Origin of the sequence: Mycobacterium hubeiense (assembly GCF_002838065.1) — a bacterium.
Taxonomy (GTDB): Bacteria; Actinomycetota; Actinomycetes; order Mycobacteriales; family Mycobacteriaceae; genus Mycobacterium; species Mycobacterium hubeiense.
In genome coordinates this window covers 18,226-41,071 of record NZ_PIZU01000021.1, presented here as the reverse complement: position 1 = coordinate 41,071, position 22,846 = coordinate 18,226, and the positions used below count along the sequence as shown (strand labels likewise).

The 22,846-nt window shown below is 66.9% G+C and carries 22 protein-coding genes and 4 pseudogenes; 6 read left to right on the top strand and 20 right to left on the bottom strand.

The genetic code is table 11. The features are described from left to right. Positions 1–20: 20 nt before the first annotated feature. The 13 genes from CWS39_RS16810 to CWS39_RS16750 form a co-directional block, all read right to left on the bottom strand. A complete protein-coding gene (locus tag CWS39_RS16810) occupies positions 21–323 on the bottom strand; it encodes a WXG100 family type VII secretion target (RefSeq protein ID WP_102144069.1) in 303 nt (100 codons plus the stop codon). Positions 324–343: 20 nt separating this feature from the next. Then, positions 344–1,879 carry a type VII secretion integral membrane protein EccD gene (eccD, locus tag CWS39_RS16805; RefSeq protein WP_102144068.1) on the bottom strand — a complete coding sequence of 512 codons (1,536 nt, stop codon included), beginning with the start codon at positions 1,877–1,879 and terminating at the stop codon, positions 344–346. Next, complete coding sequence (locus CWS39_RS16800) at positions 1,876–3,324, bottom strand: MinD/ParA family ATP-binding protein (protein ID WP_102144067.1); 1,449 nt, start codon at positions 3,322–3,324, stop codon at positions 1,876–1,878. Before CWS39_RS16800 ends, eccD begins: the two co-directional genes overlap by 4 nt. Before the next feature lie 95 nt (positions 3,325–3,419). Next, positions 3,420–3,707: a WXG100 family type VII secretion target gene (locus CWS39_RS16795; protein WP_102144066.1), complete on the bottom strand. Its 288-nt coding sequence runs from the start codon at positions 3,705–3,707 to the stop codon at positions 3,420–3,422. A gap of 29 nt (positions 3,708–3,736) precedes the next feature. Continuing rightward, a complete protein-coding gene (locus CWS39_RS16790) occupies positions 3,737–4,039 on the bottom strand; it encodes a WXG100 family type VII secretion target (RefSeq protein ID WP_102144065.1) in 303 nt (100 codons plus the stop codon). An 89-nt stretch (positions 4,040–4,128) separates the two neighbouring features. Next, complete coding sequence (locus CWS39_RS16785) at positions 4,129–5,433, bottom strand: PPE family protein (protein ID WP_102144064.1); 1,305 nt, start codon at positions 5,431–5,433, stop codon at positions 4,129–4,131. A gap of 77 nt (positions 5,434–5,510) precedes the next feature. Beyond that, positions 5,511–5,807, bottom strand: a complete 297-nt coding sequence (locus CWS39_RS16780) for a PE family protein (protein WP_102144121.1) — start codon at positions 5,805–5,807, stop codon at positions 5,511–5,513. 146 nt (positions 5,808–5,953) lie between these two features. Further along, positions 5,954–7,738: a type VII secretion protein EccCb gene (gene eccCb, locus CWS39_RS16775; protein WP_102144063.1), complete on the bottom strand. Its 1,785-nt coding sequence runs from the start codon at positions 7,736–7,738 to the stop codon at positions 5,954–5,956. Then, on the bottom strand, positions 7,735–9,966 hold the full coding sequence (gene eccCa, locus CWS39_RS16770) for a type VII secretion protein EccCa (RefSeq protein WP_102144062.1): 2,232 nt from the start codon (positions 9,964–9,966) through the stop codon (positions 7,735–7,737). The genes eccCb and eccCa overlap by 4 nt, the downstream gene beginning before the upstream one ends. Then, the gene (gene eccB / locus CWS39_RS16765) at positions 9,963–11,408 is read right to left on the bottom strand and encodes a type VII secretion protein EccB (RefSeq protein WP_102144061.1); all 1,446 of its coding nucleotides are present in this window, start codon (positions 11,406–11,408) and stop codon (positions 9,963–9,965) included. The genes eccCa and eccB overlap by 4 nt, the downstream gene beginning before the upstream one ends. Before the next feature lie 13 nt (positions 11,409–11,421). Beyond that, the gene (gene eccA / locus CWS39_RS16760) at positions 11,422–13,143 is read right to left on the bottom strand and encodes a type VII secretion AAA-ATPase EccA (RefSeq protein WP_102144060.1); all 1,722 of its coding nucleotides are present in this window, start codon (positions 13,141–13,143) and stop codon (positions 11,422–11,424) included. After that, a complete protein-coding gene (locus tag CWS39_RS16755; protein WP_102144059.1) occupies positions 13,136–13,672 on the bottom strand; it encodes a secretion protein EspD in 537 nt (178 codons plus the stop codon). Before CWS39_RS16755 ends, eccA begins: the two co-directional genes overlap by 8 nt. 9 nt (positions 13,673–13,681) lie before the next feature. Next, on the bottom strand, positions 13,682–14,542 hold the full coding sequence (locus tag CWS39_RS16750; protein WP_102144058.1) for an ESX secretion-associated protein EspG: 861 nt from the start codon (positions 14,540–14,542) through the stop codon (positions 13,682–13,684). 458 nt (positions 14,543–15,000) lie between these two features. Here CWS39_RS16750 and CWS39_RS16745 point away from each other — a divergent pair, with 458 nt between their 5' ends. Both CWS39_RS16745 and CWS39_RS16740 read left to right on the top strand, forming a co-directional pair. Further along, positions 15,001–16,500 (top strand): MinD/ParA family ATP-binding protein, encoded by a 1,500-nt coding sequence (locus CWS39_RS16745; protein WP_102144057.1) that lies wholly within the window; start codon positions 15,001–15,003, stop codon positions 16,498–16,500. A 183-nt stretch (positions 16,501–16,683) separates the two neighbouring features. Continuing rightward, positions 16,684–17,712, top strand: a complete 1,029-nt coding sequence (locus CWS39_RS16740) for a DUF1942 domain-containing protein (RefSeq protein ID WP_102144056.1) — start codon at positions 16,684–16,686, stop codon at positions 17,710–17,712. A 25-nt stretch (positions 17,713–17,737) separates the two neighbouring features. Here CWS39_RS16740 and CWS39_RS29615 read toward each other — a convergent pair whose 3' ends face one another. Beyond that, positions 17,738–18,418 (bottom strand): helix-turn-helix domain-containing protein, encoded by a 681-nt coding sequence (locus tag CWS39_RS29615; RefSeq protein WP_233213545.1) that lies wholly within the window; start codon positions 18,416–18,418, stop codon positions 17,738–17,740. A gap of 102 nt (positions 18,419–18,520) precedes the next feature. Continuing rightward, positions 18,521–18,787, bottom strand: a pseudogene (locus tag CWS39_RS29610) (FHA domain-containing protein); the annotation flags it as partial. Between the two features lie 239 nt (positions 18,788–19,026). Here CWS39_RS29610 and CWS39_RS16730 point away from each other — a divergent pair. Next, on the top strand, positions 19,027–19,320 hold the full coding sequence (locus CWS39_RS16730) for a WhiB family transcriptional regulator (RefSeq protein ID WP_102144054.1): 294 nt from the start codon (positions 19,027–19,029) through the stop codon (positions 19,318–19,320). Positions 19,321–19,416: 96 nt separating this feature from the next. On the opposite strand, the pseudogene CWS39_RS30320 reads toward CWS39_RS16730, so the two are convergent. Next, positions 19,417–19,524 (bottom strand): annotated as a pseudogene (locus CWS39_RS30320) (DivIVA domain-containing protein); the annotation flags it as partial. Positions 19,525–19,604: 80 nt separating this feature from the next. Here CWS39_RS30320 and CWS39_RS16720 point away from each other — a divergent pair. The 3 genes from CWS39_RS16720 to CWS39_RS16710 are packed head-to-tail and all read left to right on the top strand — an operon-like array spanning position 19,605 to position 21,306. After that, the gene (locus CWS39_RS16720; RefSeq protein WP_102144053.1) at positions 19,605–20,042 is read left to right on the top strand and encodes an EVE domain-containing protein; all 438 of its coding nucleotides are present in this window, start codon (positions 19,605–19,607) and stop codon (positions 20,040–20,042) included. Beyond that, positions 20,039–21,007 (top strand): pirin family protein, encoded by a 969-nt coding sequence (locus CWS39_RS16715; protein WP_102144052.1) that lies wholly within the window; start codon positions 20,039–20,041, stop codon positions 21,005–21,007. Before CWS39_RS16720 ends, CWS39_RS16715 begins: the two co-directional genes overlap by 4 nt. Next, positions 21,007–21,306, top strand: a complete 300-nt coding sequence (locus tag CWS39_RS16710; protein ID WP_102144051.1) for a GNAT family N-acetyltransferase — start codon at positions 21,007–21,009, stop codon at positions 21,304–21,306. Before CWS39_RS16715 ends, CWS39_RS16710 begins: the two co-directional genes overlap by 1 nt. A gap of 67 nt (positions 21,307–21,373) precedes the next feature. Here CWS39_RS16710 and CWS39_RS30315 read toward each other — a convergent pair. The 4 genes and pseudogenes from CWS39_RS30315 to CWS39_RS16695 form a co-directional block, all read right to left on the bottom strand. Further along, positions 21,374–21,490: pseudogene (locus CWS39_RS30315) on the bottom strand (IS110 family RNA-guided transposase); the annotation flags it as partial. Positions 21,491–21,574: 84 nt separating this feature from the next. Then, positions 21,575–21,700, bottom strand: a pseudogene (locus CWS39_RS30310) (IS110 family RNA-guided transposase); the annotation flags it as partial. 144 nt (positions 21,701–21,844) lie between these two features. Beyond that, a complete protein-coding gene (locus tag CWS39_RS16700) occupies positions 21,845–22,324 on the bottom strand; it encodes a nitroreductase family deazaflavin-dependent oxidoreductase (RefSeq protein WP_102144050.1) in 480 nt (159 codons plus the stop codon). Beyond that, positions 22,324–22,830, bottom strand: coding sequence for a pyridoxamine 5'-phosphate oxidase family protein (locus tag CWS39_RS16695; protein WP_102144049.1), 507 nt, complete (start codon positions 22,828–22,830; stop codon positions 22,324–22,326). Before CWS39_RS16695 ends, CWS39_RS16700 begins: the two co-directional genes overlap by 1 nt. Positions 22,831–22,846 lie beyond the last annotated feature (16 nt).

The following is a 22,846-nucleotide window of genomic DNA, read 5'->3' as shown; positions in this document are numbered from 1 at the left end:
TGATCGCGGTTGCCGAGCAACTACCGCGGGACGGTGTGCTTGATCGCATCGGCCGCGGTCTCGTCCTTGCCCTGATACTGGCCCGCAGCCGAGTTCAGGTTTCCGCCGTACGTGCGCGCACCGTCGGCGATCGCCGTAGTCTCCGACGCCACCGCCGACGCCGCCAGCTGGCACGCGCTCGCCGTCGCCAATTGCGGCACCGCACCTGCGGCGTCCCCGAGCGGCGCATCCGCACCTATTCCTGCGATCCCCGCCCCGGCCTCACCGAACGAGGCGCCAACCGTCTGCAGCACCGACGGGTCGACCTTCAGCTGTTCGCTCACTACCTCGCCCCCTCAAGAGATCAGAACCGCAGATTCCGCAACAGGTCGTACACGCTCGCGATCCACAGCAGCAGCGGGATGACCGCCGCAATCGCCGCACCGTCCAGCAGCTCGAGGATCCTCTTGGTCACCGGCGACACCCGCCGCACGCTGTCCGTCGCTCCCACAATGATCAAGGTCACGATGGCCAACGCCGTGTAGATGCTCAGCACCAGCCACGCGGTATCCGGATACCACATGCACAGCTTGACCATCACGCCGGTCGGGATGATCACGACCGCTGCCAAAAGTGCCCACGCACACCAGCGTTCGGCGTACAGCCGCGAGCGGAAGCCACAGATCGTCGTCACCAATCCGGCCACGATCAGGCTGTGGATGAAGAAATGCCCTTGCACCACAACGCCGATGGCGCCGATCGCCAACACCAACGCACCCGCGGTGAGGAAGCCGATCAGCAGCTGCTTGGCGAGACGGCTGCGCTCCGTCAGCCTCGCGGCCGAATCCGGCACCGACTCGATGATCGCCTTCCACGTCGGCGATTCCTCGTCAGTGGCGTCGGGATGCTCGACGGGGTCGAGCAGCTCCTCGTTGGCCACCGACTCCCCCGGAGCCGGAATCGGCGGCAGCGCAATGCGTGCCACGGCGACCGTCAACTTGGCCGCGTTGGTGACGATGATCAGACCGAACGCGATCGCGCCCGCCGGCACCCAGTACTGCCATCCGTAGCCATAGGCGATGGCCGCGCCCGTCGCTGCGATCGACGCCACCGCCACGAACGACGCCAACGACGCCCGTTTACGCGGTCCGCCCCGGGTCGCCAGCGTCAGCAGCAGCACCACGGCCGCAGCACCCGCGGCCTGGGGTGCACCCAGCGAATCAACTCCGCGCGGTAGCGGCACGGCCAGCGCCGCCGCTCCCGCCAGCACCGGCACCGATGCGGCCAGCAGGCTTTCGGCCATGTCGAGATTGCGGTACCGGTTCTGCGCCAACACGCTGCCGACGAGCAGACCCATCCCCAACACGCCCAGCGCCACCGGCCACCACCAGCCGTGCCCGCTGCGGCTCCAGCCCACCAGCGACATCACCGTGATGGCCAACGCCGCCACCGGAATGGCCACGCCGATAAAACGATTCAGCGCCGTGCGGTCGAACTCCGGCGATTCGTCGAGCACCGCGATCGCGTCGATCACGTCCTCGACCAGCGGCCGATACCGTTCGGTGCGGCTCACCGACACCAACGTCAGCAAGGTCCCGTCGACCACGCCGGCGTCGTCGAGTGATTCGGTGAGCTTCAACGGCGGCGAGCCCGGACGGGCGAACGCCCAGGTCCCTTGAGCCGAAAAGTCGAAACCCGCCAACACATCGGCCGGAGTGTCCTCGAGCAGTTCAGCCAGGAACGACACCGTCTCGTCGATGTAGGACTCGATCGGTGCCGCCGCAGGCAGCACCAGATCCGTCATGCGCCGACCCGTCAGGATGGTCACTCGGGTGGTCGTCGGCCGGCCGGGCGAAACGCTCGACGTCGAGGTTGCGGTTGCGGGGGCCGTCGCGGTCAACGCCGTTCGAGCCTGTCGAAGTCGTCGGACAGCGCCGCGGCCAACTCGATGATCCGCCGCTGGAATGTCTTGCCCAGCAGATCAAGTTGGATTTCCGTGCCTGCAGCAATGTGCTTGTCCCATGGCAGGACAACCACTCGGCCCGGCGGGACGTGACGTTCGAACTGTTGCACGAGATCCTCGACATCGATGTTCGGCTTGCCCGGAACCACATGGTTGATCACCACGCAGGACCGGCCCAGCAGATCCTGAAAACCGTTCTGCCGCAGCCAGTCCATCGTCACCGCGGCTTGGCGCGCCCCGTCGATCGACGCGCTGGCGACGATCACCATGCCCGACACCGTGGAGAGCACACCACGGGCGGCGGGCTGGAAAAGCCCTGCGCCGCAGTCGGCGAGTACGAGGTTGTAGTACTTCGAGACGACCTCGACCGCGCCTTTCCAGTCCTCGTCGTTGAAGGCACGGCGAGCGCCGCTGTACTCCTCGGAGGACAGCACTTCCAGATTCGACGAGTTCATGCTCGTGTACGCACGAATGTCGTTGTAGCGGGCCAATTCTTTGTCGGACAGCAGATCCGCGATCGTCGCCGCGGACTGCCGGCCCGCGCGGTCGGCGAGGTTGCCGCCGTCGGGGTCCGCGTCGATGGCCAAGATGCGATCGCCTCGCACCTCCGCCAACGCCGAGCCCAACGCGACGGTGACAGCAGTCTTGCCGACGCCGCCCTTCAGCCCGAAGACGCCGATCTGGTACGAGTCGCGGGCATTTCGCCGGATCCGGGCGTGCAGATCCATCTCGTAGAGCTCGTCGGGCGAGAGGCCGAGATTGATGCGCGTCAGCACATAAAGGATGTGCCGCCAGCCGCGCTGCGACGGCATCTTCACCGCCGACTTGACGCCCACGTGCGACAGCGCGTCGATGGCGCGGTGCTCACCGATCGCTGCGGCCGTCGTCGGGGCCGCTGGCGTGGTCATGGTCTGGCCCGGCCGCCACGTGCCCGTCGTCTCGGGCTGCGACTCGGCGAAATGCTGTGAAGGTGCTGGTCCCGGCGCTGGACGCGGCATCGGGGCGGGCGCCGACCGCGGCTGCTCGAACGCCGCGCCGGTGGGCGCGTTGGCCTGCGGCGTGCGCATCATGCTGTTGGCTTGCCGATGCGACCCGCCGGTGCGGGTCGGTGGCATCTGCGCAGTGGTTTCAGCTGCGCGTGGGGGCGGCGCCTGCGCGGCCTGCGTCTGCGCCGGCCCGGCCTGGGTCTGTGTCTGGGGCGGTGTCACGGGCATCGGCGGCGTCGGAGACGTCGGCGCCTCCTTCTTGCCTTCCGGTCCTTCCGGTCCGGCGGGCATGGGTGCCGCGGTCCCGGCCAATACATCCTCGCGCTTCACGATCAACGTGTGCTCTTCGACCGTCTGCCCCGGGTCGGAGAAGAGCCGGTCATAGTCGGCCGACATTGGTACCTCTCAATTGTTAAGTCGCGCCGAAGCGCACAAGGTGGGCGGGATTGGCGCTGGGCCTACCCGCCCACCTTAGTGCTGCAACGTCGTGACTAGGCGAACATCCCGGTCACACCGGCTTCGGTCTGAGCCATGGTCGCGCTGGCCTCGCTGATGGTCTGAGCGAGGTTCTGCAGCGCGGCGTTGAGCTCAGCGGAGGTGCTGTCCCAACGCATCTGCACGGCCTGGTAGGCCTCCGAACCGCTACCGCCCCAGACCGAGGCGAGCGCGGCAAGCGAACCCTTGCCCTCGTCCAGCAGGCCGGCGGTGGTCGCGACAGCGCCGTTGACCTCGCCCGCGCCACCTTCGATGCCCGCGAAATTCCAAACCTGTTCTGTCATGTCTTATCTCCGTTCGTGTGGTGAGTTGGTCAGATGTTCATCGCCGAGGACAGAGCGCCGCTCTGATCCTCATCGGTGGAGGTGTACTGCATGCCGGAGCTGTGGATGTTGGTGGAGATGTCGTTCAGCTCCTGAACCTGGCGATCGGCGGCCTCCTGGAAACGGAGGAACGCGGCCTGTGCGGCCTGGCCCGCCTGGCCCTGCCACTGCGGCATCAAACCGCTGGCGGTCGCCTCGACCTGCGCGATGACGCTCTTGAGCTCACCGGAGATCCGCTCGAAGTTCGCTGCCTCCTTGGCGAGGACAGCGGCATCGGTGTTCATCTGTGCCATGCTGGATACTCTTTCTTTCTTCCTGTGTCCTCACCACTGGAATGGCGAGTCTTTCCGGCCGGGTGGCCGGGAAGTCTGTAGGTGGACGACTACCAGTCGTCCTCGTCGTCTTCGCCCAGGTCCTGGGCGAGTGGTCGCGGCGCGGTCAGCCCGGCTTTGGAACCGCCGCTCTTGCTGTTCTGGCCCATCATTCCCATCGGGCCCATGCCGGCACCGCCCGCGCCGACGGGTGCCGCACCGCCGATGGTGGCGCCTGCCGCCGCACCGGCCGCCACCGCTACCGGGGCCACGTCGGTCTGCTTGCCGACGAGGTTCTCCATCAGCGGAGTGCGTGGCGACGTGCCGCCCGCTCCCGGCAACGACGCCGCGCGCACCAGGCCCGCGCCCGAAGCCGCACCGGATCCACCGGCCAGCGGATGGTTGGAGAACGGGCTGGCCCCGATCAGTCCGATCTGGGCGCTGCCGTTGTCACCACCCATCTGGCTGAACAACGACGACACCTGCTGCAGCGGCTGGGTCAGGGTCTGCATCGGGCCCTGCACCATCTGGGTGGCCTGCTGCGGCAGCTGACCGACCATGGAGCCGACCTGGCTGGCCACCTGCATACCCATCTGCATGCCCTGTTGCATGCCCTGCTCCGCCGGCTGGGCCTTGTCCTGCTGTCGGCCCGCCTGCTGGGCCACGTTTTCGGCCTTCTGCACCGCACCTTCGGCGCGCGTCGCCGCGTGGTTGCCCAGCGCGGCGGCACGTCCGCCCTGCAACGCCGCGGACTCGACTGCGGCCTGCGAGCTGACGTGCGCGAACGCCGCCTCGCGGAACGCCGAGCCCGGCGCCATCGCCGCGATCTGCCCCATGGACGCCATCGCCGCGCCCTCGGCGCCCGGGATCACGACCGGCTTCGGCTTCATGATCGGCTCCAAGACGGCGCAGATCGCCGCTGTCGCGAACTGGTAGGTGTGCATTACGCCCGCTGCCTGAAGCCACATGCGGACGTAATCCGCCTCGTTCAACCCGATCGGAATCGTGTTGATGCCGAGGAAGTTAGTGGCCTCCAGTACCGCGTGGGTGATGTGGTTCAGCTCGATCTCCGCCAGCGGCGGCGTCGTGGCCAGCGCGGTGCTGTACGCCTCGGCCTGAGCCGTTGCCGCCGCTGCGCGTTGCTGCGCCTGCGCCGAGGCAACCCGTAGCCAAGCGACCATTGGCATCGTTGCCGCAACCGCTCGTTCGCCCGCTGTTCCGGTCCACAACGCACTCAAATTGGCCAGGCTTGCGGCCAATTCGTCGGCCTGGGTTTCCAGAAGGATGGCAAATGCTTCCCACCCCGCAGCGGCCTGGAGCATCGGCGCGGGGCCGGCTCCAGCCATCAGCCGTGCGGTATTGACCTCTGGGGGCATTGCGTCCCAGAACGCCAAAAGTGGCGGGAATTGCATCGCTGTGTTTGCTCCCGAATAGACCAGTTAGACCTAGTGCGTTACGACAGGGCGGCGGCGTTGGCGCCGTCAACCGCCTCGTAAATGCCCGCGACCTCGACGAACGCCGCACCTGCTCGCGCGAGCTCTTCCTGCGCGAAGGCGTTGGTCGCCAGAGTCTCGACGCCGTCCGAGGCAAAGGACGCCGCGGCAGCCGCGGAAACCTCGTCGGCGCCGGCCGGAGCCAGGGCGGTAACGGCCGAAGTAGCGGCGGTACCACCGGCCAAACCACGGGCACCGTTTGCGACGACCTGGGCGCCAATTCCCGCAGCACCGGGGTTGTGGGTCATAGGTTGCATTTGCGCGAACTCCTCACTTATTCCGAACACACTGGATATTGGACTGCACAAGACGAGACGGCCGTTGCTTGGTCGTCATTGGCACAGTCCCCCGATCTGTTTGCTGGCGCGTTATTGCCAACGTTGCTGTAGTGCTCCGTAAGATCTTAACCGCTCTGGAGCGGTGGTGCTAACACTTCTTCTTCCGGCGGATCGACATAGGCCGCCTGAATGACCTCTTTTCCGTCCGGCGAGACGAGAAATGCCTGGCCAGGGGGTCTCTTCTTGACGATGATCTCCCGGGACGGGAAGTCGTTCTTTTCACCGGACAGAAACATCGTGGGTGATCCGGCGCCGAAAGCGGCCCCGACGAACTTGTCCATGGTGGCCTTGTGTGCCTGGCTCATCTGGCACGTGACGATGATGTGCAGGCCGATATCGGCTGCCGCGGGCAGCAGCGGCGCCAGCGGCGCCGTCGGCGGCACCATCCCGGCGGCGGCGACCACCATGTGCCAGTCGTCGACCAGCAGCACGATGTCGGGGCCGGTCCACCACGACCTGGACCGCAGCTGTGCGGTGGTCAGGTCGGGCGGCGGCAGCCGCTTCTGCAGATTGAACGCCAGCGCCTTGACCGCCTCCTCGAACGATTTGTTGTTGCGGTTGATGGCGCCGGCGTCGAGCAGGTGGCTCTGCGGCACCGCATCGAGCAGGCCCGACCGGTAGTCGGCGAGCATGAACCGCACCTGTGACGGGCTGTTGCGCGCACAGATCGCCTCGGCGATGGCATGGGCGATACGGGTCTTACCGGATTTCGGCGCCCCGAAGATGATTTGGTGCGGCGTCGTGTACATGTGGTTGTACGCGACGGTGAGATCGGACTCGCGGATACCGAGCGGCACGGTCCACCGGGTGCGGTAGTCGGCGTCCGGCCCGGGCGGCTGCGGGTCGAGCTGCTGCAAGTAGATGCGGTCGGGCAGCACGCGCACCCGCGGGGCTTCGTCGGTGTGCTGCGCCGCAATGTGTTGCACCGCAGCGGTAATCGCCGGCACGAGATTCTCGGCGCTGTGCACACCGTCGAGGCGGGGAACCCCCATCATCAGGTGGTGCTTCTCCATCGAGATCGCCCGGCCGGGACGGTTCGCGGGGATCTCGCGGGTCATGCGGTCGATCTGGGTTTCGTTCACGTCACCTAGCCGGAACTCGATCTTGGTACCCAGATAGTCACGGACCCGTGACTTCAGTTCCGTCCAGCGCGGTGTCGAGATGATGGTGTGCACGCCGAAGGCCAGACCCTGCCCGGCGAGATCCTGCACCACCGGTTCCAGATCCGGGAACTCCGCCACGAACGCCGGCCAGCCGTCGATGACGAGAAACACGTCGCCGAACGGATCGGCCGCCGCGGGGCTGTTCGGATCTTCGCGCATCTGCCGGTAGGACGCGATCGACCCGACGCGGTACTGCTTGAAGGTCTGCTCACGTTGCCGCAGAACGGCTTTCACCTCGGCGACGACGCGGTTGACCCGATCCGGCTCGGCGCGAGTGGCGACACCGCCGACGTGTGGCAGGTCTTCGAGATACATCAGGCCGCCGCCGCCGAGATCCACACAGTAGAACTGGACCTGCCGCGGCGTGTGCGTCGCGGCGGCCGACAGCACGAGCGTCTGCAGGAATGTCGACTTCCCCGTCTGCGGTGCCCCGCCGATCGCGATGTTGCCCCCCGCGGCGGAAACGTCGACGCCCCAGACCTCTTGGCGGTGCCGCCGCGGTTCGTCCATGATGCCCAGCCCGAAACGCAGCGGCGCGCGCTGGTGGTCGCGTTCGATGAGCTCGTTGACCGGCGTGGGATCCGCCAAGGGCGGCAACCACATCCGGTACGCCCGGATTTCACCTGTCGTCAACTGATCGAGGACGACCTCGCGCAGTACGCGCTGGCCGGAATCAGTGCTTGTCATGACGTCACCGCCGTGTCGAATATCGGTGTCGCTGTGAACTTATGGATACGTAGCCTGCTCTGCGCGTGCGACCGTGGCTTGGCCTCACCGTCGTCGCGATCCTGCTTGGACGGTTCGTAGGGGACGCCGGTGTAGACGCTGTGGAACTTGACCGGGTCCTCCATTCCGACGCGGAGGAAGCCGACGCCGCTCTCCTTGTTCGTGATGTATTGCGCCTCAGGCGTTCCGATCACCGCCTTGGACTCCGCCGAACTCGTCGTCCGCAGCGCGATGCGGTAGGTGAGGTTGGGTTCGAGTTTGTCGATGCGCACCCCGCCGGTGTTCAGCGACTGCGTCGCCAGCAGTAGGTGCACGCGCAGCGACCGGCCCACGCGGCAGATCCGGTCGAACAAGCCGATGAAGTCGGGGTGATTCTGCAGCAGTTCGGCGAACTCGTCGACGACGACGAAAAGCGTTGGCAGCGGCGGAAGGTCAGCGCCGCGCTCGCGGTGCTTCTCGTATTCGGCCACACCGGACAGCGCGCCCGCCGCACCCACCTGTATACCCGCCTGGCGCAGGATGGATTGGCGCCGGTCCAGTTCACCGGTGAGCACCTCGCCCATACGGGAGACCAGCTCGGCTTCCTCTTCCATGTTCGTCACCACCGCGGCGGTGTGCGGCAGCTTCTCCATGCCCAGGAACGTCGACCCGCCCTTGAAGTCGGTCAGCAGCAGGTTCACCTGATCAGGATGGTGCGTGGCGGCCAGCGACAGGATCAGCGTCCGCAAGAACTCGGACTTACCCGAACCGGTGGTGCCGATGAGCATGCCGTGCGGGCCGGCACCGAACTCGGCGCCCTCCTTGATGTCGAGGTACATGATCTCGCCGGTCTTGAGCTCATGGCCGAACGGAATCCGCAGCCGGTCGCGGTCGGTGTCGGTGAACATCCGCCAGCGCGCCGGCGTGACTTCCTCGACCGACTGCGCGCCGACGAGTTGGTGCCATTCGGTGGCGACCTTCTTCTGCACCCGGACGTTCTTGTCGATGATCGTTCCGGTGATCGACCAGCCCGCCAGTTTGCGCGCCACCCGGGTGGCCTGCTCGGGCGTCATCTTGTCGGAAACCGAGGTGACCAACCGGAACGTCTGGTTGGGCAGCCGGTCATCGGCGGTGCCGTCCGCGTCGACCCGGATCCGGTAGGCCGATCCGCGGTGGTTGCCCAACGTGATCACCGTGACGCCGGCACGGCCGTCGACGGGGAAACCTGCTCTGCCGCCGGTCAAGTCGACCACCACGACGTAGGGGCCGCTGGGCGCGGCGTCGGCGGTGTGCGGCCCACGCGCGGTGAGATCGCTCAGCCCGTCCGGGCGCGTGTAGACCATCCGGGTGGGACCCGCGGCGTCGGTGTCGGTTTGGTGCTGCACATGCGGCAACCACTTGAGCCAGGACCAGTTCGGGTCCTCCGGGTTGTCGGTGAGCACGCGGATCTGCAGGAGGTCCGGCGGATGGAACACCGCCAGGTGGCAGATCATCGCGGTCAGCAACCCGGCCGCGCCGGCGGGGTCGCCGCCGACGGCAATGGTCGGAAAAGTCCTCAGCTGCACCAGCTTCGGGCAGTCGTGGACCAGCCCATGCGTGCGCAGGAATTTGGTCACCCACATGTGGCTGACCGGCTCGAGGTGCGGCTGCGGCGCGCCTTGCGGTCCGGCCAGGTCGCCGGTCACCGACGGCTTCAACAACCGATCCACGGCCGGTTCGGAGCCGATGCCGATGCGGGTGGCGGCGTAGAAGTCGGAATTGGTCTGTCGCGACCACTGGCGGTGGGTACCGATGATCGACAGCAGGTCGTCGGGATGCGGTGCGTGGTAGGAGAAGAACGTCACCTGGGCGGCCGCCGACGAGGTGACGCGCGTGCGCAGCCCGGCCAGATACCGCAGGTATTCCTTACGGTCGGCGTTGATTTCGGGCACCCGCTTGCCGCCCGGCCCGCCGCCCGCCATGAACCCGACGGTGGCCATGATCATCATCAGCGGCATCATCAGCATGTATGGCGACAGCTGCCGGATGCCGGTGAAGATCATGATCGCGATCATGCCGAGCATGCCGCCGCCCATCACCCACGGCAGCGCCTTCTGGATGCCCGACGGCGGGATCTCGACGCCGAGGTCGTCGGGTGGCGCGACGGTGATCTCACCCGGCGTCAGCCGCGGGCCACGCTTGATGGTCGGGGTGAACTTCTTTGTGGTCATTGGCCTTGCCCATCGTCGACTTTGCGTGGGTTGGGGTCGGCGGGCAGCGTGTCGTGTTCGAGCAGGGCGGCCTGCTTGGTCAACACCGGCCCGTCCACCAGCTTGCTCACCACCTGCCAGGGCGCCGTCTTGGGCGCGGACAGCCCGAGGTTCTTGGCGGTTTCCTCGTCCGGCAGTCCGTAGCGCACGCCCTGCGGGTCGATGTAGTAGAGGCTTTCACCGAAGCGGGGGTCCGGGGATTGCAGCCGGATGAACTGGCCTCCGTCAATGAAAACGGTTGAGTCACCGCCGATCTGGTCGATGCCTGTGTTCTGTGCCGACGATGGGATCGGTAGTCGCCGCCCGGCGATCACCGTGGTCTTGGGCGCCTGATCACCCGGCACCCGCTCCCACGACCAGCACAGCGTCGGCGCATCCTCGCGCAGCAGGATCTCCAACGGCTCGTCCGGTAGCGGCGAGACGAACACCTGCTCGGGGATCCGCGCCACCACGCTGGCCTCGACCGACGGCGGCTCGATCAGCCCGTAGGAGTTGGTCGCCCGCAGCGCGGCCGCCGTGGTGTTGTTGACCTTCGCGACGCCGTCGGGCAGCACCACATAGTGCTGCTCGTCGGAGTCGGTGACGGTCTTGAACACCGAGCCGATCACCAGGTTCGGCGGTAGCCCAACGGTATTCGGCGCGCCCGTGGCCGGCACCGGGGGCAGCGCCCACGGCCCCGCGTTGGGCAGCGCGTTGAATAGCCCCTCCGAGATCGGCGTGGCTTTCGCGGTGACAGGTATGCCGACCGCCGAGGTCACCGCGCGATCGGCGAGATCGATGGCGTGCCTACCGGATTCGGTGATCAGCCAGTTGTCGCCCTTGTAGGACACCAGCATGCCCTCGTCCGGCGTCAGCGGGCCGACCGACGAGTCCATCGCCAGCCGGCGCACGATCACCGACGTCTCCACGGTGGGCACCGCGCTGTCGGGCTTGGGCACCGTGTCGCACAGCGTCCACATCGATTCCGCCACGCCCGCAACCGGAGTGGCGTAAGGCGCGCCCGGAATCCCGATCGGCTGGCCCTTCGGCATCCGATTCAGCTCCTCGGACTTGACCTCGACCGGGGTGCTCGGATTGCCCAGCACCAGCCGGGCCGAGGTCAGGTTGTACACTGGGCGCAGTTCTCCGCTGCCCGGCATCACCACGAAGAGCTGGTTGGTGGAGCGATCGACCAGAAGCGTGTCGCCGCCGCGCTTTCCGAGCGGCTTGAAATAGGCCAGCAGTGCGGCGCCCAAACAGATCAGCACTGCGATGACGATGCCCGCCGACACCGCCCGGCTGTAGAACTGCAATGGGTCGTCGAACATCCGGGTGTCCCGACGCACGATCGCGTGTTCGACGCGGCGCAGCAGAAACCGCCAACCGCTGACCTGAACCTTGGTGGTGAGCCGGAAACTTGCCATCGCCTATTCGCGCCTACTCGCTGATGTTCAGGCGGCCGTGCACCGCCGAGATCGCCGCGGCCATATCCTCGCCACTGATTTCGCTGAGCTGGTCCACGCCCAGGCTGTCGAAGTCGACCGAGCGGGCCAGCCGCATGTCTCGGCTCTGTTCGCCGGCCTCCACGAGTTGGCGGGCATACCGACCGTTGCCGGCGATATCCAACGCCGGCTTCCCGTTCAACGTCTTTTGACTCAACAACGTCGCGGCCTCCAGCACCCGCTTGGCGGCCTCCTCATCGAGCTTCGAATCATTCGCGGCAGCAATCACTTTGGCGATCTCGACAATCTCGTCGGGGGTGTAGGAGTCGAATTCGATGCGGGTGGCAAACCGTGAGCGCAAGCCGTCGTTGGACTCCAACAGCCGGTCGATGTCGGCGCTGTACCCGGCGATGATCACCACCAGCCGGTCGCGGTCGTTTTCCATGCGGGCCAGCAAGGTGTCCAGCGCCTCGGTGCCGAACGGGTCGGCCCGCCCGTCGCGCTCCTGCACCAGCGTGTAGGCCTCGTCGATGAACAACACCCCGCCGACCGCCCGGTCTATGGTGCGCGCGGTTTTGACCGCGGACTGGCCTTCGTACTCGGCGACGAAATCCTTACGGGAAGTTTCGACGAGTTTCGGTTCGGCGATCACGCCCAGCCCTGCAAGGATATTGGCCACCACCCGGGCAATCGTGGTCTTACCCGTACCCGGCGGCCCAGCGAAGATCATGTGCTTGGACGCCTGCGCCACCTTCATGCCTCGCGCCGCGCGTAGTTTGGCCATCTGTGTCGCGGCGCGGTAGGCCTCGATCTGCTCCTTGACTCGGGTGAGTCCGATCTGGCGGTCGAGTTCCGCCTGGGCGTCGGCCAGCAGTTTCTCCCGTCCGGAGGTGTCTGCCACCACGCTGGCCGGATCCCACGGATCGGTGCGTGAGGCGATCTTCTCCGGCGTCGTCGTCACCAGTCGGTAGTTCGGATCCTTCAGCGCGGCAGCGACTTTGGGCTCCGGATGGGTGGCCTGCAGCCATTCCAGCAGCGCCACCGCGGCTTCTTCGTTGCCCTGGCTGCGGCGCGTCATCGCGAGATACCACGCGATGGCCGGCGCGCACGCCTCCCCTGCGGGCGACGAATTCGATTCGGTCAGACGGCGTTCGGCCTCAGTGAACAGCCCGAGGTTGGCGGCCGCGACGCCATGCGCGACTCCCGCCGCGGCGGCGAGGAACTTGTCCGGCCAGCCACCCGCACCGCGGACCTCGTCGATGACGTCGGTCCACCGTTCGGCCGCACCGTAGATCACTGCCTTGACCCACGAGATCAGGTGCTCGGCGCCGCCGGCGGGCACATCCTCGAGCGCCTCCATCGCGTCGGCGAAGTTGCCGACGGACGCCTCGTGGACAGCGAAACCCATCGTGATAGCCAGCGGTGAGTTGATCGGATAGGTGATGTCGCCGAACATCCCGCCGATCGGCACCCTGGCGCCCAGGCTATTCATCGAGATCTCGGCAGCGCCCGCGAGCTGGCCGAGGTTCGACCGCGAGTACCAGGCGCGGAACAACGTCACCCGATCGGTGTCACCGCAGCGGATGCGTCCTACCCATGCGTCGCAAGCGGATTCGTCCAGATTGGTGATCTCGGTGAACAGTTCGAACGACCGTGCCGGTGCGCTGGGCAGCATGCCGACAGCGCTACCGAAAAGGCTTGCCAGGTGATCACTCATGGCCACTCACATATCTGGTCGAAAAGACCTCCGCGCGTGCCGCTTCGGCTTGTTCGGGGGTGGGCAGATCCAGGTCGCGGGTCAAGAACTCGCGGGTGGCGATGTCGTCATGGCCCTGCTGGCGCATCCCTTCGAGCATGTACGCATACTGCGCAGACCTGGCATCCTGAGTGGCCAGGTCTGCGATCACGAGGATCTCCTCCGCGAGATCTGCTTCCGTCATAGTCGTTACTTTCGGCGAGAGTTCAATCTGTTGCACGCGGCCGTCCATAAAAGTAGTCACAGTCACGGTCCCGGGTGGATTGGTCACGGTGAACAGCGGCACCGCAGCGGCATCATCGTCCTCCACCTCCGCCAGGACCGGGGCGGTCACGTCATCGCTGTCCTCCGGTTCTGCGATGGGGGCGTATTCGGCCAGCACGTCGAGACCGTTGTCGTCCGGGTCGTCATCGGTGTATGTGAAGTCGAGCGCGGCCAGGTCGTCGTACTCATCGTCGTCGGGATCGTGGGGCGGAGATTCACCTACCATGGGCGCCTTTCAGTCCGGGTAGGCGTCCGAGTCGGCGGCGTCGGTGTCGCTGTGCTCGAACCATGTGCCCGACGGCAGGAATTCGATTAGCCCGTCCAGCGCGCGCTGCAGGTTGGCTTGCGTGCCGGGCAGGAAGCTTCCGAACAACTCGCCGTTCACCCGGCGCGGTATCGACACGATCCGACCTTGGCGGGAGTCCAGCACCCCGGCGGCGACCTCGGCCTGCGTCGTCGTGCCACCCGGATGACGTTCGGTGGCGGTGATCTCCACCCAGCTGGTCGGGTCGTTGATGATGTCGGCGTACGCGCGGGCCGACGCCGGTGCGATGCCGTACTGCGCCAACTGATTTGCGGTCTTGCATTCGGCCAATTTGCTGGCCACGCCGGTCAGCGGTTCCACGTCAGCGGGGTCGGCGGTGCCCAGGACGGTGGTCACCATGCCGGCGAGACCCACCTGCGGGGCGACCCGCTGCAGCACCAGTATGTCCTGGTCACGGGCGGCGACGACGTGGCGCTCGCCTTTGCGGACGACCACGAAACGCACCATCTTGCCGCCGACATCGCGACGCCACCAGCGGCCCTCCAGAATCCGATCAGGCCTGCTGAGGGTGTCGACCATCACCGCCACCTCGGGGTGCGGCTCACCGAAAAGATTCAGCACTCCTTGCTCAGTCAGATCCCGAGCGACCTGCTCCCACACCCGGTCACGCAGCTCGGGTTGGGGGATGTTCGGCCGGATGCCCAGGCTGATCGGAAAGTCGACCAAATGCAGGCGGTCGGCGATGACGAGCATGCCGTCGATCGTGACCTCGACGCCGACGACGTCGTCTATATGAGTAGGCCTGCTGTTCGCTGCAAACGGACTGGACATGGCTATAGATTCTGCATCGGTCGATCGCGACGTGCGTCCTTACCGCCGATGCCTTTGCCGAGATCCACCATTTCCCCGCCTGAACCCATACGCGCAAACCCCTTCGCCGGATGCGAGGGTACCAGCGAATCGACCCCCTCCAGTGCACTAATTCTGCGGCCAGAAACCGCACTCGCAGCAACGCGGCGGTGAAATCTCGGTGGTGCAAAGCTGACGTTCAGGTCGCTTCAGCAAATTCTGGCCAGCGGCATCTCGGCGCTCGACGTCCGATAACCGCACGCGCGTCGCAAGTTGGCAACGGCAGGCTGGGTCCGCTCTACACCGCGGCGCTATTTCACCGCCGCCGTCGCTTTGCTGGACGCACGCGCATCCGCGGGCCGTACGCAGTGGCACCACTTCGTAGTTGATACTTGGGAAGGCCGATCTTTGCGCCGTGGACCTTCCGGAGGAGAAGTGCAGTGACTGACCGCGATGATGCTCTGCGGCAGGAACTCGGCTGGACCGGTCCCGAGGAAACTGACTACGAGCCGGCGCCCGAGCCGAAGCCGCCACCTCCACCTCCGCCCAAGCCGGTGCCGCGACGGCCACCGGTGGATTTTGTGCCGGCGAAGCCCCCCGAGTCTCCCGAGCCGCCGGAGTCGTCGGCCGACGAGGCCCGCGAGGCACCCGATGAGCCGCAATCGTTTAACACTGGGCCGACGCAGATTCTGAGCGACCACACCCCGCCCCGCGGCACCCCGGAAGCGCCGCCACCGCAGGACGGGACGTTCCGCGATCAACCATCGCGCTATGGACCACCCCAGGGCCCACCTCAGCAGGCCAACCGCGATACGCGCCAGATGCCGCCGGGCGCCCCCCGGCCCGATCCCCGGCCCGATCCCGGCACGTGGGGCCAACCCCACTGGCAGCCACGCGCTCCGCGTCCCGCCGCGCCGCCGCCGTCGGCGCCGCAACAACAGCCTCCCGGTGGTCCTCCCACTCAGCCGTGGCCTGCGCCCCTGGCGCCCCCGCCGTCCTACGCGGACCGGATCCCGGTCAGCGATCTGGTTCCGGCGCGCCGGACACCGCCCGGGCGGGGTTGGCGTCTGCTGGTGTACAAGGCCAGCTTCGGGCTCATCAATCCGGGACCGTCACCCGACGAGATCCGCCTGGCCGAGCTCGAGAACAAGATCAAGGGCGCGCTGCGCGGGCACTACAAGATCGGGGTGATGGGCAAGGGCGGCGTCGGCAAGACGACGGTGTCGGCCAGTGTGGGCTCGGTGTTCGCCGAACTACGCCAGGACGATCGCGTGGTGGCCATCGACGCCGACACCGCGTTCGGCAAGCTGGGCAGCCGGGTGGATCCCAAGGCGCAGAGCTCGTATTGGGAGCTGGCCTCCGATCAGCATCTGGAGACCTTCGCCGATGTGCGGGCCCGGGTGGGCAACAACTCTGCGGGGCTGTTCGTGTTGGCGGGCGAGGCTTCTCCTGCGCGTCGACGGGTCCTCGACCCGGCGATCTATCGCGAAGCCACCTCGCGACTGGACCGCCATTTCACGATCTCGATCGTCGACTGCAGTTCGACGATGGATTCGCCGGTCACGCAGGAAGTGCTCAAGGATCTCGATGCCCTCATCGTGGTGTCCTCACCGTGGGTCGACGGCGCTGCCGCCGCAGGTCAGACGCTGGACTGGTTGGCCAACCGGGGATTGACCGGCCTGCTGCGGCGCACGGTGATCGTCCTCAACGACTCCGACGGTCACGCCGACAAACGCACGCGCTCGATCCTGGCGCAGCAGTTCGCGGGCCACGGTCAAACGGTGGTCGAGGTGCCGTTCGACGGGCATCTGCGTCCCGGCGGGGTCATCGACCGCACCACCGAGATGTCGCCGGCCACGCGGCGTCGCTTCATCGAGATCGCCGCGGCGCTGGCCGAGCACTTCCCCGCCCAGGATGATCGCACCAGGGATCGCAACTAACGCAGCGAACGCACAGCCTGCATCGGCACGCCACAGGCATTGCGTTACGTGTCAACGGTTCATCGACAGCTACCGCCGTAGCGGCGGATACCGCCGGCTGAACCTCTCCGCACGTCCCACAGAATTTCTTAACCTGCTAACTTTTCCATGCAGTGACCACCCCGAATTCGGGGACAGCCGCCAATGGACGACTCAGGAGTGAATGATTTGAAGATCAACAAGAGCACCACCGCCTTGGCAGCAGCAACTCTGGCCACGGCAGGCGCCGTCTTCGTCGGCGCGCCGGCTGCGTTCGCCGACGCCGAGGCTGCGCCCGTGGCCACCTACGAGATCGGCGAGCAGGCGAAGCTGGGTAACGGGGGCTGGATCATCACTGACCTCAAACCCAGCTCCGACACCATCCCGTACGAGGTCCGCGGAAAACTGTGGGAAGCCACCGCGACGAACAAGGCCATTGACGGTGGGGTGACGCCGATCGTCTCGAACCTCAACGCGCGCGCGAGCGACGGCACCAACTACCGCGCTCTGTTCCAGGTCGCGACTCCGCAAGGCGTCAACCCCGCCACGCTGGCGCAGGGCCAGGAGACCAAGGGCAAGGTCTACTTCGACGTCACCGGTCCGGCCCCCGACCGCGTGGTGTACAACGCCGCCGGCAAGGACCTGGCCGTCTGGGTGAAGCCGGCACAGTCGCAGGGTCAGTCGGGCAGCCAGTCCTCACCCGCGCCGGCGCGTAGCCGCACCACACCGGCTCCGGAGGGCGCCGAGGCCACGCCGGCTCCGGCCGCCGCCGAGACCGAAGAGGCGCCGGAGGGCGCTGAGGGTGCGGCGACGACGCCGATCGCGAACCAGACGCCCGCGGGTGGCCTGGGCACCGCCCCGGAGGGCACCCCAGCCGCACCTGCCCCCGAGGGCACCGCGACCACGCCTGCTCCCGCGGGTACCCAGCAGGCACCTGCGGAAGGCACCCCGCAGACGCCACAGCCGGAAGGCGCCCAGCCCGCTGCGGTTCCCGCCGCTGTCGCCCCCGCACCGGAGGGCGGCCTCGGCACCACGCCGGAGGGCAGCTTGTCGACGCCCGCACCCGCGCAGGCACCTGCGCCGGCCGGCACCGAGCAGGCTCCGGCTGGGCAGGCTCCCGAGGGCACCGAAGCGACGCCCGTAACGCCCACCACGCCCGTGCCGGCGCCGGTGAGCCACGGGCCCGCGGCCTGACGAACGGAGGGCCGGCTCTCGCGGTCTAGTCGAGCTGCTTGATCAGCGACTCGACCGCGTGAGCCGCCTCCGCGGGCACTTCGCGTTCTGATTCGATTCGAACCACCACGTCGTCGGAAACTCCTGCGGCTTGGGCGGTTTCACTGATCGTGAGATTGGCCCGCCTGCGGGTGGCGTACAGCCGCTGACCCAGCGTGGCACTTGGCGCGGTGGCGGCGAGCATGGTCAGCTCGTCGATCCTCCGTCGCACTGCGCTGAGCGCCTTGATCGAGGCGGGTGTCACCTTGCTGATCCGGGTGGCCTGCGCGGCAACCGTCTCCAATTGCCGCAGGTCGGCAAGAATGGCCGTCACCCGCGACGTGAAGTCCGGATCCTCGACGGCCGGCAGGTTGTCAATCGCTGCGCCGAGGGTGTGCACGGCGGTGATCACCGCCTGTGCAACCAGCGGCACCTCGTCGTCGGATGCGAGAACCTCGGTGGCCTCCTCGCGGGCCACCGGCTCTCCTTGACGTAGCCGCGCGATCGTTCCCGGCGGCCACTGGAGCACTTGCTCCAACTTGGCGCGGGTGCGTTCGCGCGGCCAGCTCCGCCCCTTCTCGAACGCGATGAGGGCCCCTGCGTTGATGATTCCCTCAGCGGCCAGGCGACGCTGACTGATATCGAGTTCCCGCCGCCGGGCAGCGGCCGCCGCGCCCGCGCGAACCATGCCCGGATCCAACACGGTGGTCGCGTGGTCCTCGGTTTCGCCCTTGGCGGCCGCGACCTCAAAGGCGACCGACGGCCCGGCGATGGGGTCACCCAACTGGACCGTCACCCGGTCGTTGACTGTCACCGAACCCATCCGCACTCCATCGACATACATCCCATTCCTGCTGCTGTCGGTGACTCGCCACCAACCGTCGACATACTCGGCGCGCAGATGAGTACGGGAAATCCGCAGATCGTCGATCTGGACCACGGACTGCGGGTCGCGACCGATCGTCACCACACCCCGGCTTGGCTCGATCACCTGCGACGTCGCCCCGTTACGGATGATCAACGCCGCCGGTTCGGTCGTCGACCCCACGTTGGTCATCTCCGCCGCAATTCTAGCCATGTCGTTGCAACAGTTCCGTATCGAAGCTACACCTTTGGCGGCCTTGAACCGAATCGCCGCAACGGGCGCGGCGGGGACTATCAGTGCAGGTCGGAGCTATTCTGTACGGCTCCTGACCTCTCGATGTAGCGCTAACTGTTGCATTGCTACGGTTTCTGCTATAGATTCTGCGGCAATGCGGCAGGACGGCCGCAACGCTTGTACGAGGAGCGAGGGCCATGAGCGTAGTGATGTTCGACGAGACCCCGGTGGGTGCCTGCACGCAGGATCCGGAGCGGTGGACCACCACCGCCGACGACGCGGCCAAGGCCATCTGCCGCGGCTGCCCGCGCCGCTGGATGTGTGCGCGCGAGGCCTGCGAGCTGCCGCGGGCCGAGGGCCTGTGGGCCGGCATCGTCATTCCGGAAGCCGGCCGCGGCCGTACGTTCGCGTTGCGGCAGCTGCGCTCGCTCGCCGAGCGCAACGGTTATCCGGTCCGCACAGTCCGCCGAGTGTTTCCGGAGTCCGCCTGATCGTCCGCCCTCTCGCCGTCGATGCGAGGGGACGGCGGCGAGGGGGCGGAATACCTCTTTATCTGCGGTCGAGTTCGGCGATCGTCGCGCCGCTTCGTCGAGGACCCTGTCGACCTCGTCTTCGTCGTACCCGCGGTAAAAGATCGGCGGCTTCGAGAACCGGACGTTGCGTGCTGATCGGCGGTCAGCGCCACGGGTATTGATGCTAGGAGTTATCCACAGGCTGCGCGTGACAAGCCTTCGGCTGGGCGATTCTGTCGGAGCACCGACCTAGCGTCGGCGTTATGAACTACTGGATCAACACCGTCAGCCGCGACCACGTCGAGCGTGGGGTTCGCGGTCGCTTCACCAAGGCCAACCACGGCAAGCCGACCATGCTGCGCAAGATGAAGCGCGGCGACTGGGTCATCTTCTATTCACCGCGAACCGTCTACCCCGACGGCGAACCATTGCAGGCGTTCACCGCCATCGGCCAGGTGGCCGACGACGAGGCGTATCAGGCCGACGGAGGGCCCGACTTCCAGCCGTGGCGGCGAAATGTCGACTTCTTGGAGTGCTCCGAGACATCGGTCCGCCCGCTGATCGATGAACTCGAGTTCATCGAGGACAAGAAGCGGTGGGGATACAAGTTCCAGTTCGGGGTGTTCAGGATCAGTGAGCACGACTTCAAGCTGATTCGCGCGGCGATGACGCAGCCCGCGGAGGCTACTGTGAGTCAATGAGCAACACCGACACCGCTCCGGCGGAAGTTGCTTGTACGGCTTCATCATTCGTCGGCGTGCTGCAGCCTCGGGAGGTGCCGCTCGGCGGTCCGCGCGCGATCTTGGTGCGGCGCACCCTGCCGCAGCGGGAGCGGTCGCTGATCGGCGCGTGGTGCTTCGCCGACCACTACGGTCCGCACGACGTGCGCGGCGGTACCGGCATGGACGTGCCTCCCCATCCGCACACCGGATTGCAAACGGTCAGTTGGCTTTTCAGTGGCGCGGTGGAGCACCGCGACAGCGCCGGCGTGCATGCGATGGTCCGGCCCGGCGAGCTGAACCTGATGACGGCCGGGGCGGGCATCTGCCACTCCGAAGTGTCCACCGCGGCGACCACGGTGCTGCACGGCGTGCAGTTGTGGGTGGCGCTGCCCGCCGCAGACCGTGACACCGGCCGGGACTTCGCCCACTATGTCCCGCCGCCTCGCAGTGTGGACGGAGCGGTGCTGCGGGTGTTCCTCGGCGAGCTGGCCGGCGACCGCTCCCCCGTCCACACCTTCACCCCGTTGCTCGGCGCACAGCTTGACCTCAAGCCGCGGGCCACCATCACGCTAGACGTAGATCCCAGCTTCGAGCACGGCGTACTGCTCGACCAGGGCCGCATCGACGTCGGGGGTGCACCGCTGGACGTCGCCGACCTCGCCTTCCACGGCGCCGGTCAGCGCGAGTTGACGATCGCCAATCGCGGCGACCGGCCTGCCCGTGCGCTGCTGCTGGGCGGTCCGCCGTTCCCCGACCAGCTGGTGATGTGGTGGAACTTCGTCGGGCGCAGTCACGACGAGATCGTCGCCTACCGTCAGATGTGGCAGGACCGCGACGCCCGCTTCGGCGCCGTGGATGGGTACCGCGGCGCGATTGACCGGCTGCCCGCGCCGCCGCTGCCCAATGCCACCCTGCGCCCCCGCGCGAACCCGAAGGAGAGCTGATGACAACCGACAAGACCGGCGCACCAATCACGGTCACTGCCGAACCACACCGCTTCACCATCTCGGTCGAGGGACAGCAGGTGGGGTTCGCCCAGTTCACCGACCGCGATGGCCAGCGTGTGTTCACCCACACCGAGGTCGCCGACGCATACGAAGGACGCGGCCTGGCAACGATTCTCGTGCGGGAGGCGTTGGAGGCCACGCGCGATGCGGGATTGCGCATCGTCGCGGTCTGCCCGATGGTCGCGGGCTACCTCAAAAAGCACCACGACTTCGATGACATCGTCGACCCGGCCTGACACGGTCCACTGTGCGCCGAGGTTCGCGGCTTGTCCTCGGGCACGCACCGCTGGGGAAGCCAGATCCCAACCCGAACGCGGTCAACGTCGCGATGCCGCGGATGCAGCCCAACCGGTGCACCATCGGGGTGAACTCACTGTCGGCGGCCATCGAGGTAATCGCGTCATCGAGACGATTCCGCCGATCCACACACGCCAGCAGCGCGTCGAAGGCCGCCTCGTGCTCAGCTGCAGTGCCGAGTTGTCGAACTTCTGGGCGCGCAGCCTTGCCGGTCCAAGCTCGTCCGCCGGAATAGACGATTCCCTGGCGCAGCAGCAGTTTCGAGACCCGGTGTCGTGCGGTCATCAAATCCCCGCGGCAGTCCTCGCGGGCCCGGACCAGATCTCGCGCGACCGATCGTGCGTGCACATCCAACCCAACACTCGTACGCTGGACCTTCACTGGGGCTCCCACATCTTGTGGCTCTACCGGCCAGGACCCGTTTCCTGTCGGCAACCCACGTTCACATGTGAGTGAGGCCCCAGCCCCTCATACCGTCTAGCGCGGCTGCAGGATGACCACTGGTATCTCACGCTCGGTCCAACTCTGGTAGTTGTCGAAGTCGGCGTAGACCTCGACCAGCCGCGGCCAGAGGCGGGCCCGCTCCTGCGGGTCGGCGGTGACGGCGTGCACCGCCCGGCGATCCGAACCGATCTCGATGTACGTATCGGGATTGGCCATCAGGTTGCGATACCACTGCGGATGCTCGGGCCGTCCACCCTGCGACGCCACGATCACCACGTTGGAGCCGTCAAACATATAGAGCAGCGGGGTGACGAAGACCTTGCCGGATTTGCGGCCGCGGTGCTCGAGCAGCAGCGTCGGCACCGGCTTGCGGAACCCCGCGCCGATGCGCCACTTGCCGCCGATCCTCCCGCCGGTGCGGCGGTAAACCCACACATGCGCCTTGCCCACGTACTTGAAGATCTTCGGAAGCAGCGGCGAGTCCAGCTGGCTGGGCCGGTTCGGCGCGCCCATCACACCGAACCCAGGTACTTGGCCGTGCTGCCGCCGACTGGCATCGCAGCCATCCCGAGCTTTCGGTGATCCCAGCTGCGCATCCGCTCCGGCACCACCCGGATCGCGATCCGGTTGTTCATCATCTGATCGACGAACGGGCGCATCTCGTCGGTGTACGGCCCGGTGTAGCGCTCCCACACGCTGATCCCCACGCGCAGAAGAGTATCGGGGTCGTCGACGATCTCGCCGCGGCCGTCGATCGACACCCCGCGCAGAGTGTCGTAGGTCAGCCCGTCCTCGACCATGACCGTTACGGTCGGATCGCGTTTCAGGTTGACCGCCTTCTGGGATTTGGCCTTGGTCTCGAACCAGATCTCGCCGTCGAGAACCGCGTACCACATCGCGACCAGATGCGGACGCCCGTTCGGTAGCACTGTGGCCATGGTGGCGGTGCGGCTGTGCTCGATGAATTCCGCGATCTCGTCATCGGTCATGACGATCTTCGCGCGTTCGTTTTTGCCCACGCTTGGATAGTGTCAG

Excerpts from the sequence above, each read along its gene's own strand:
- eccCa (WP_102144062.1), bottom strand. The coding sequence starts at position 9,966 with ATGACCACAAAGAAGTTCACCCCGACCATCAAGCGTGGCCCGCGGCTG.
- CWS39_RS16720 (WP_102144053.1), top strand. The coding sequence starts at position 19,605 with ATGAACTACTGGATCAACACCGTCAGCCGCGACCACGTCGAGCGTGGG.
- CWS39_RS16795 (WP_102144066.1), bottom strand. The coding sequence starts at position 3,707 with ATGACAGAACAGGTTTGGAATTTCGCGGGCATCGAAGGTGGCGCGGGC.
- CWS39_RS16780 (WP_102144121.1), bottom strand. The coding sequence starts at position 5,807 with ATGCAACCTATGACCCACAACCCCGGTGCTGCGGGAATTGGCGCCCAG.
- CWS39_RS29615 (WP_233213545.1), bottom strand. The coding sequence starts at position 18,418 with ATGGTTCGCGCGGGCGCGGCGGCCGCTGCCCGGCGGCGGGAACTCGAT.
- CWS39_RS16730 (WP_102144054.1), top strand. The coding sequence starts at position 19,027 with ATGAGCGTAGTGATGTTCGACGAGACCCCGGTGGGTGCCTGCACGCAG.
- CWS39_RS16800 (WP_102144067.1), bottom strand. The coding sequence starts at position 3,324 with ATGTCGGCCGACTATGACCGGCTCTTCTCCGACCCGGGGCAGACGGTC.
- CWS39_RS16715 (WP_102144052.1), top strand. The coding sequence starts at position 20,039 with ATGAGCAACACCGACACCGCTCCGGCGGAAGTTGCTTGTACGGCTTCA.
- CWS39_RS16700 (WP_102144050.1), bottom strand. The coding sequence starts at position 22,324 with ATGGGCGCGCCGAACCGGCCCAGCCAGCTGGACTCGCCGCTGCTTCCG.
- CWS39_RS16710 (WP_102144051.1), top strand. The coding sequence starts at position 21,007 with ATGACAACCGACAAGACCGGCGCACCAATCACGGTCACTGCCGAACCA.
- eccB (WP_102144061.1), bottom strand. The coding sequence starts at position 11,408 with ATGGCAAGTTTCCGGCTCACCACCAAGGTTCAGGTCAGCGGTTGGCGG.
- CWS39_RS16750 (WP_102144058.1), bottom strand. The coding sequence starts at position 14,542 with ATGTCCAGTCCGTTTGCAGCGAACAGCAGGCCTACTCATATAGACGAC.
- CWS39_RS16790 (WP_102144065.1), bottom strand. The coding sequence starts at position 4,039 with ATGGCACAGATGAACACCGATGCCGCTGTCCTCGCCAAGGAGGCAGCG.
- CWS39_RS16785 (WP_102144064.1), bottom strand. The coding sequence starts at position 5,433 with ATGCCCCCAGAGGTCAATACCGCACGGCTGATGGCTGGAGCCGGCCCC.
- eccA (WP_102144060.1), bottom strand. The coding sequence starts at position 13,143 with ATGAGTGATCACCTGGCAAGCCTTTTCGGTAGCGCTGTCGGCATGCTG.
- CWS39_RS16740 (WP_102144056.1), top strand. The coding sequence starts at position 16,684 with ATGGACGACTCAGGAGTGAATGATTTGAAGATCAACAAGAGCACCACC.
- CWS39_RS16755 (WP_102144059.1), bottom strand. The coding sequence starts at position 13,672 with ATGGTAGGTGAATCTCCGCCCCACGATCCCGACGACGATGAGTACGAC.
- eccCb (WP_102144063.1), bottom strand. The coding sequence starts at position 7,738 with ATGACAAGCACTGATTCCGGCCAGCGCGTACTGCGCGAGGTCGTCCTC.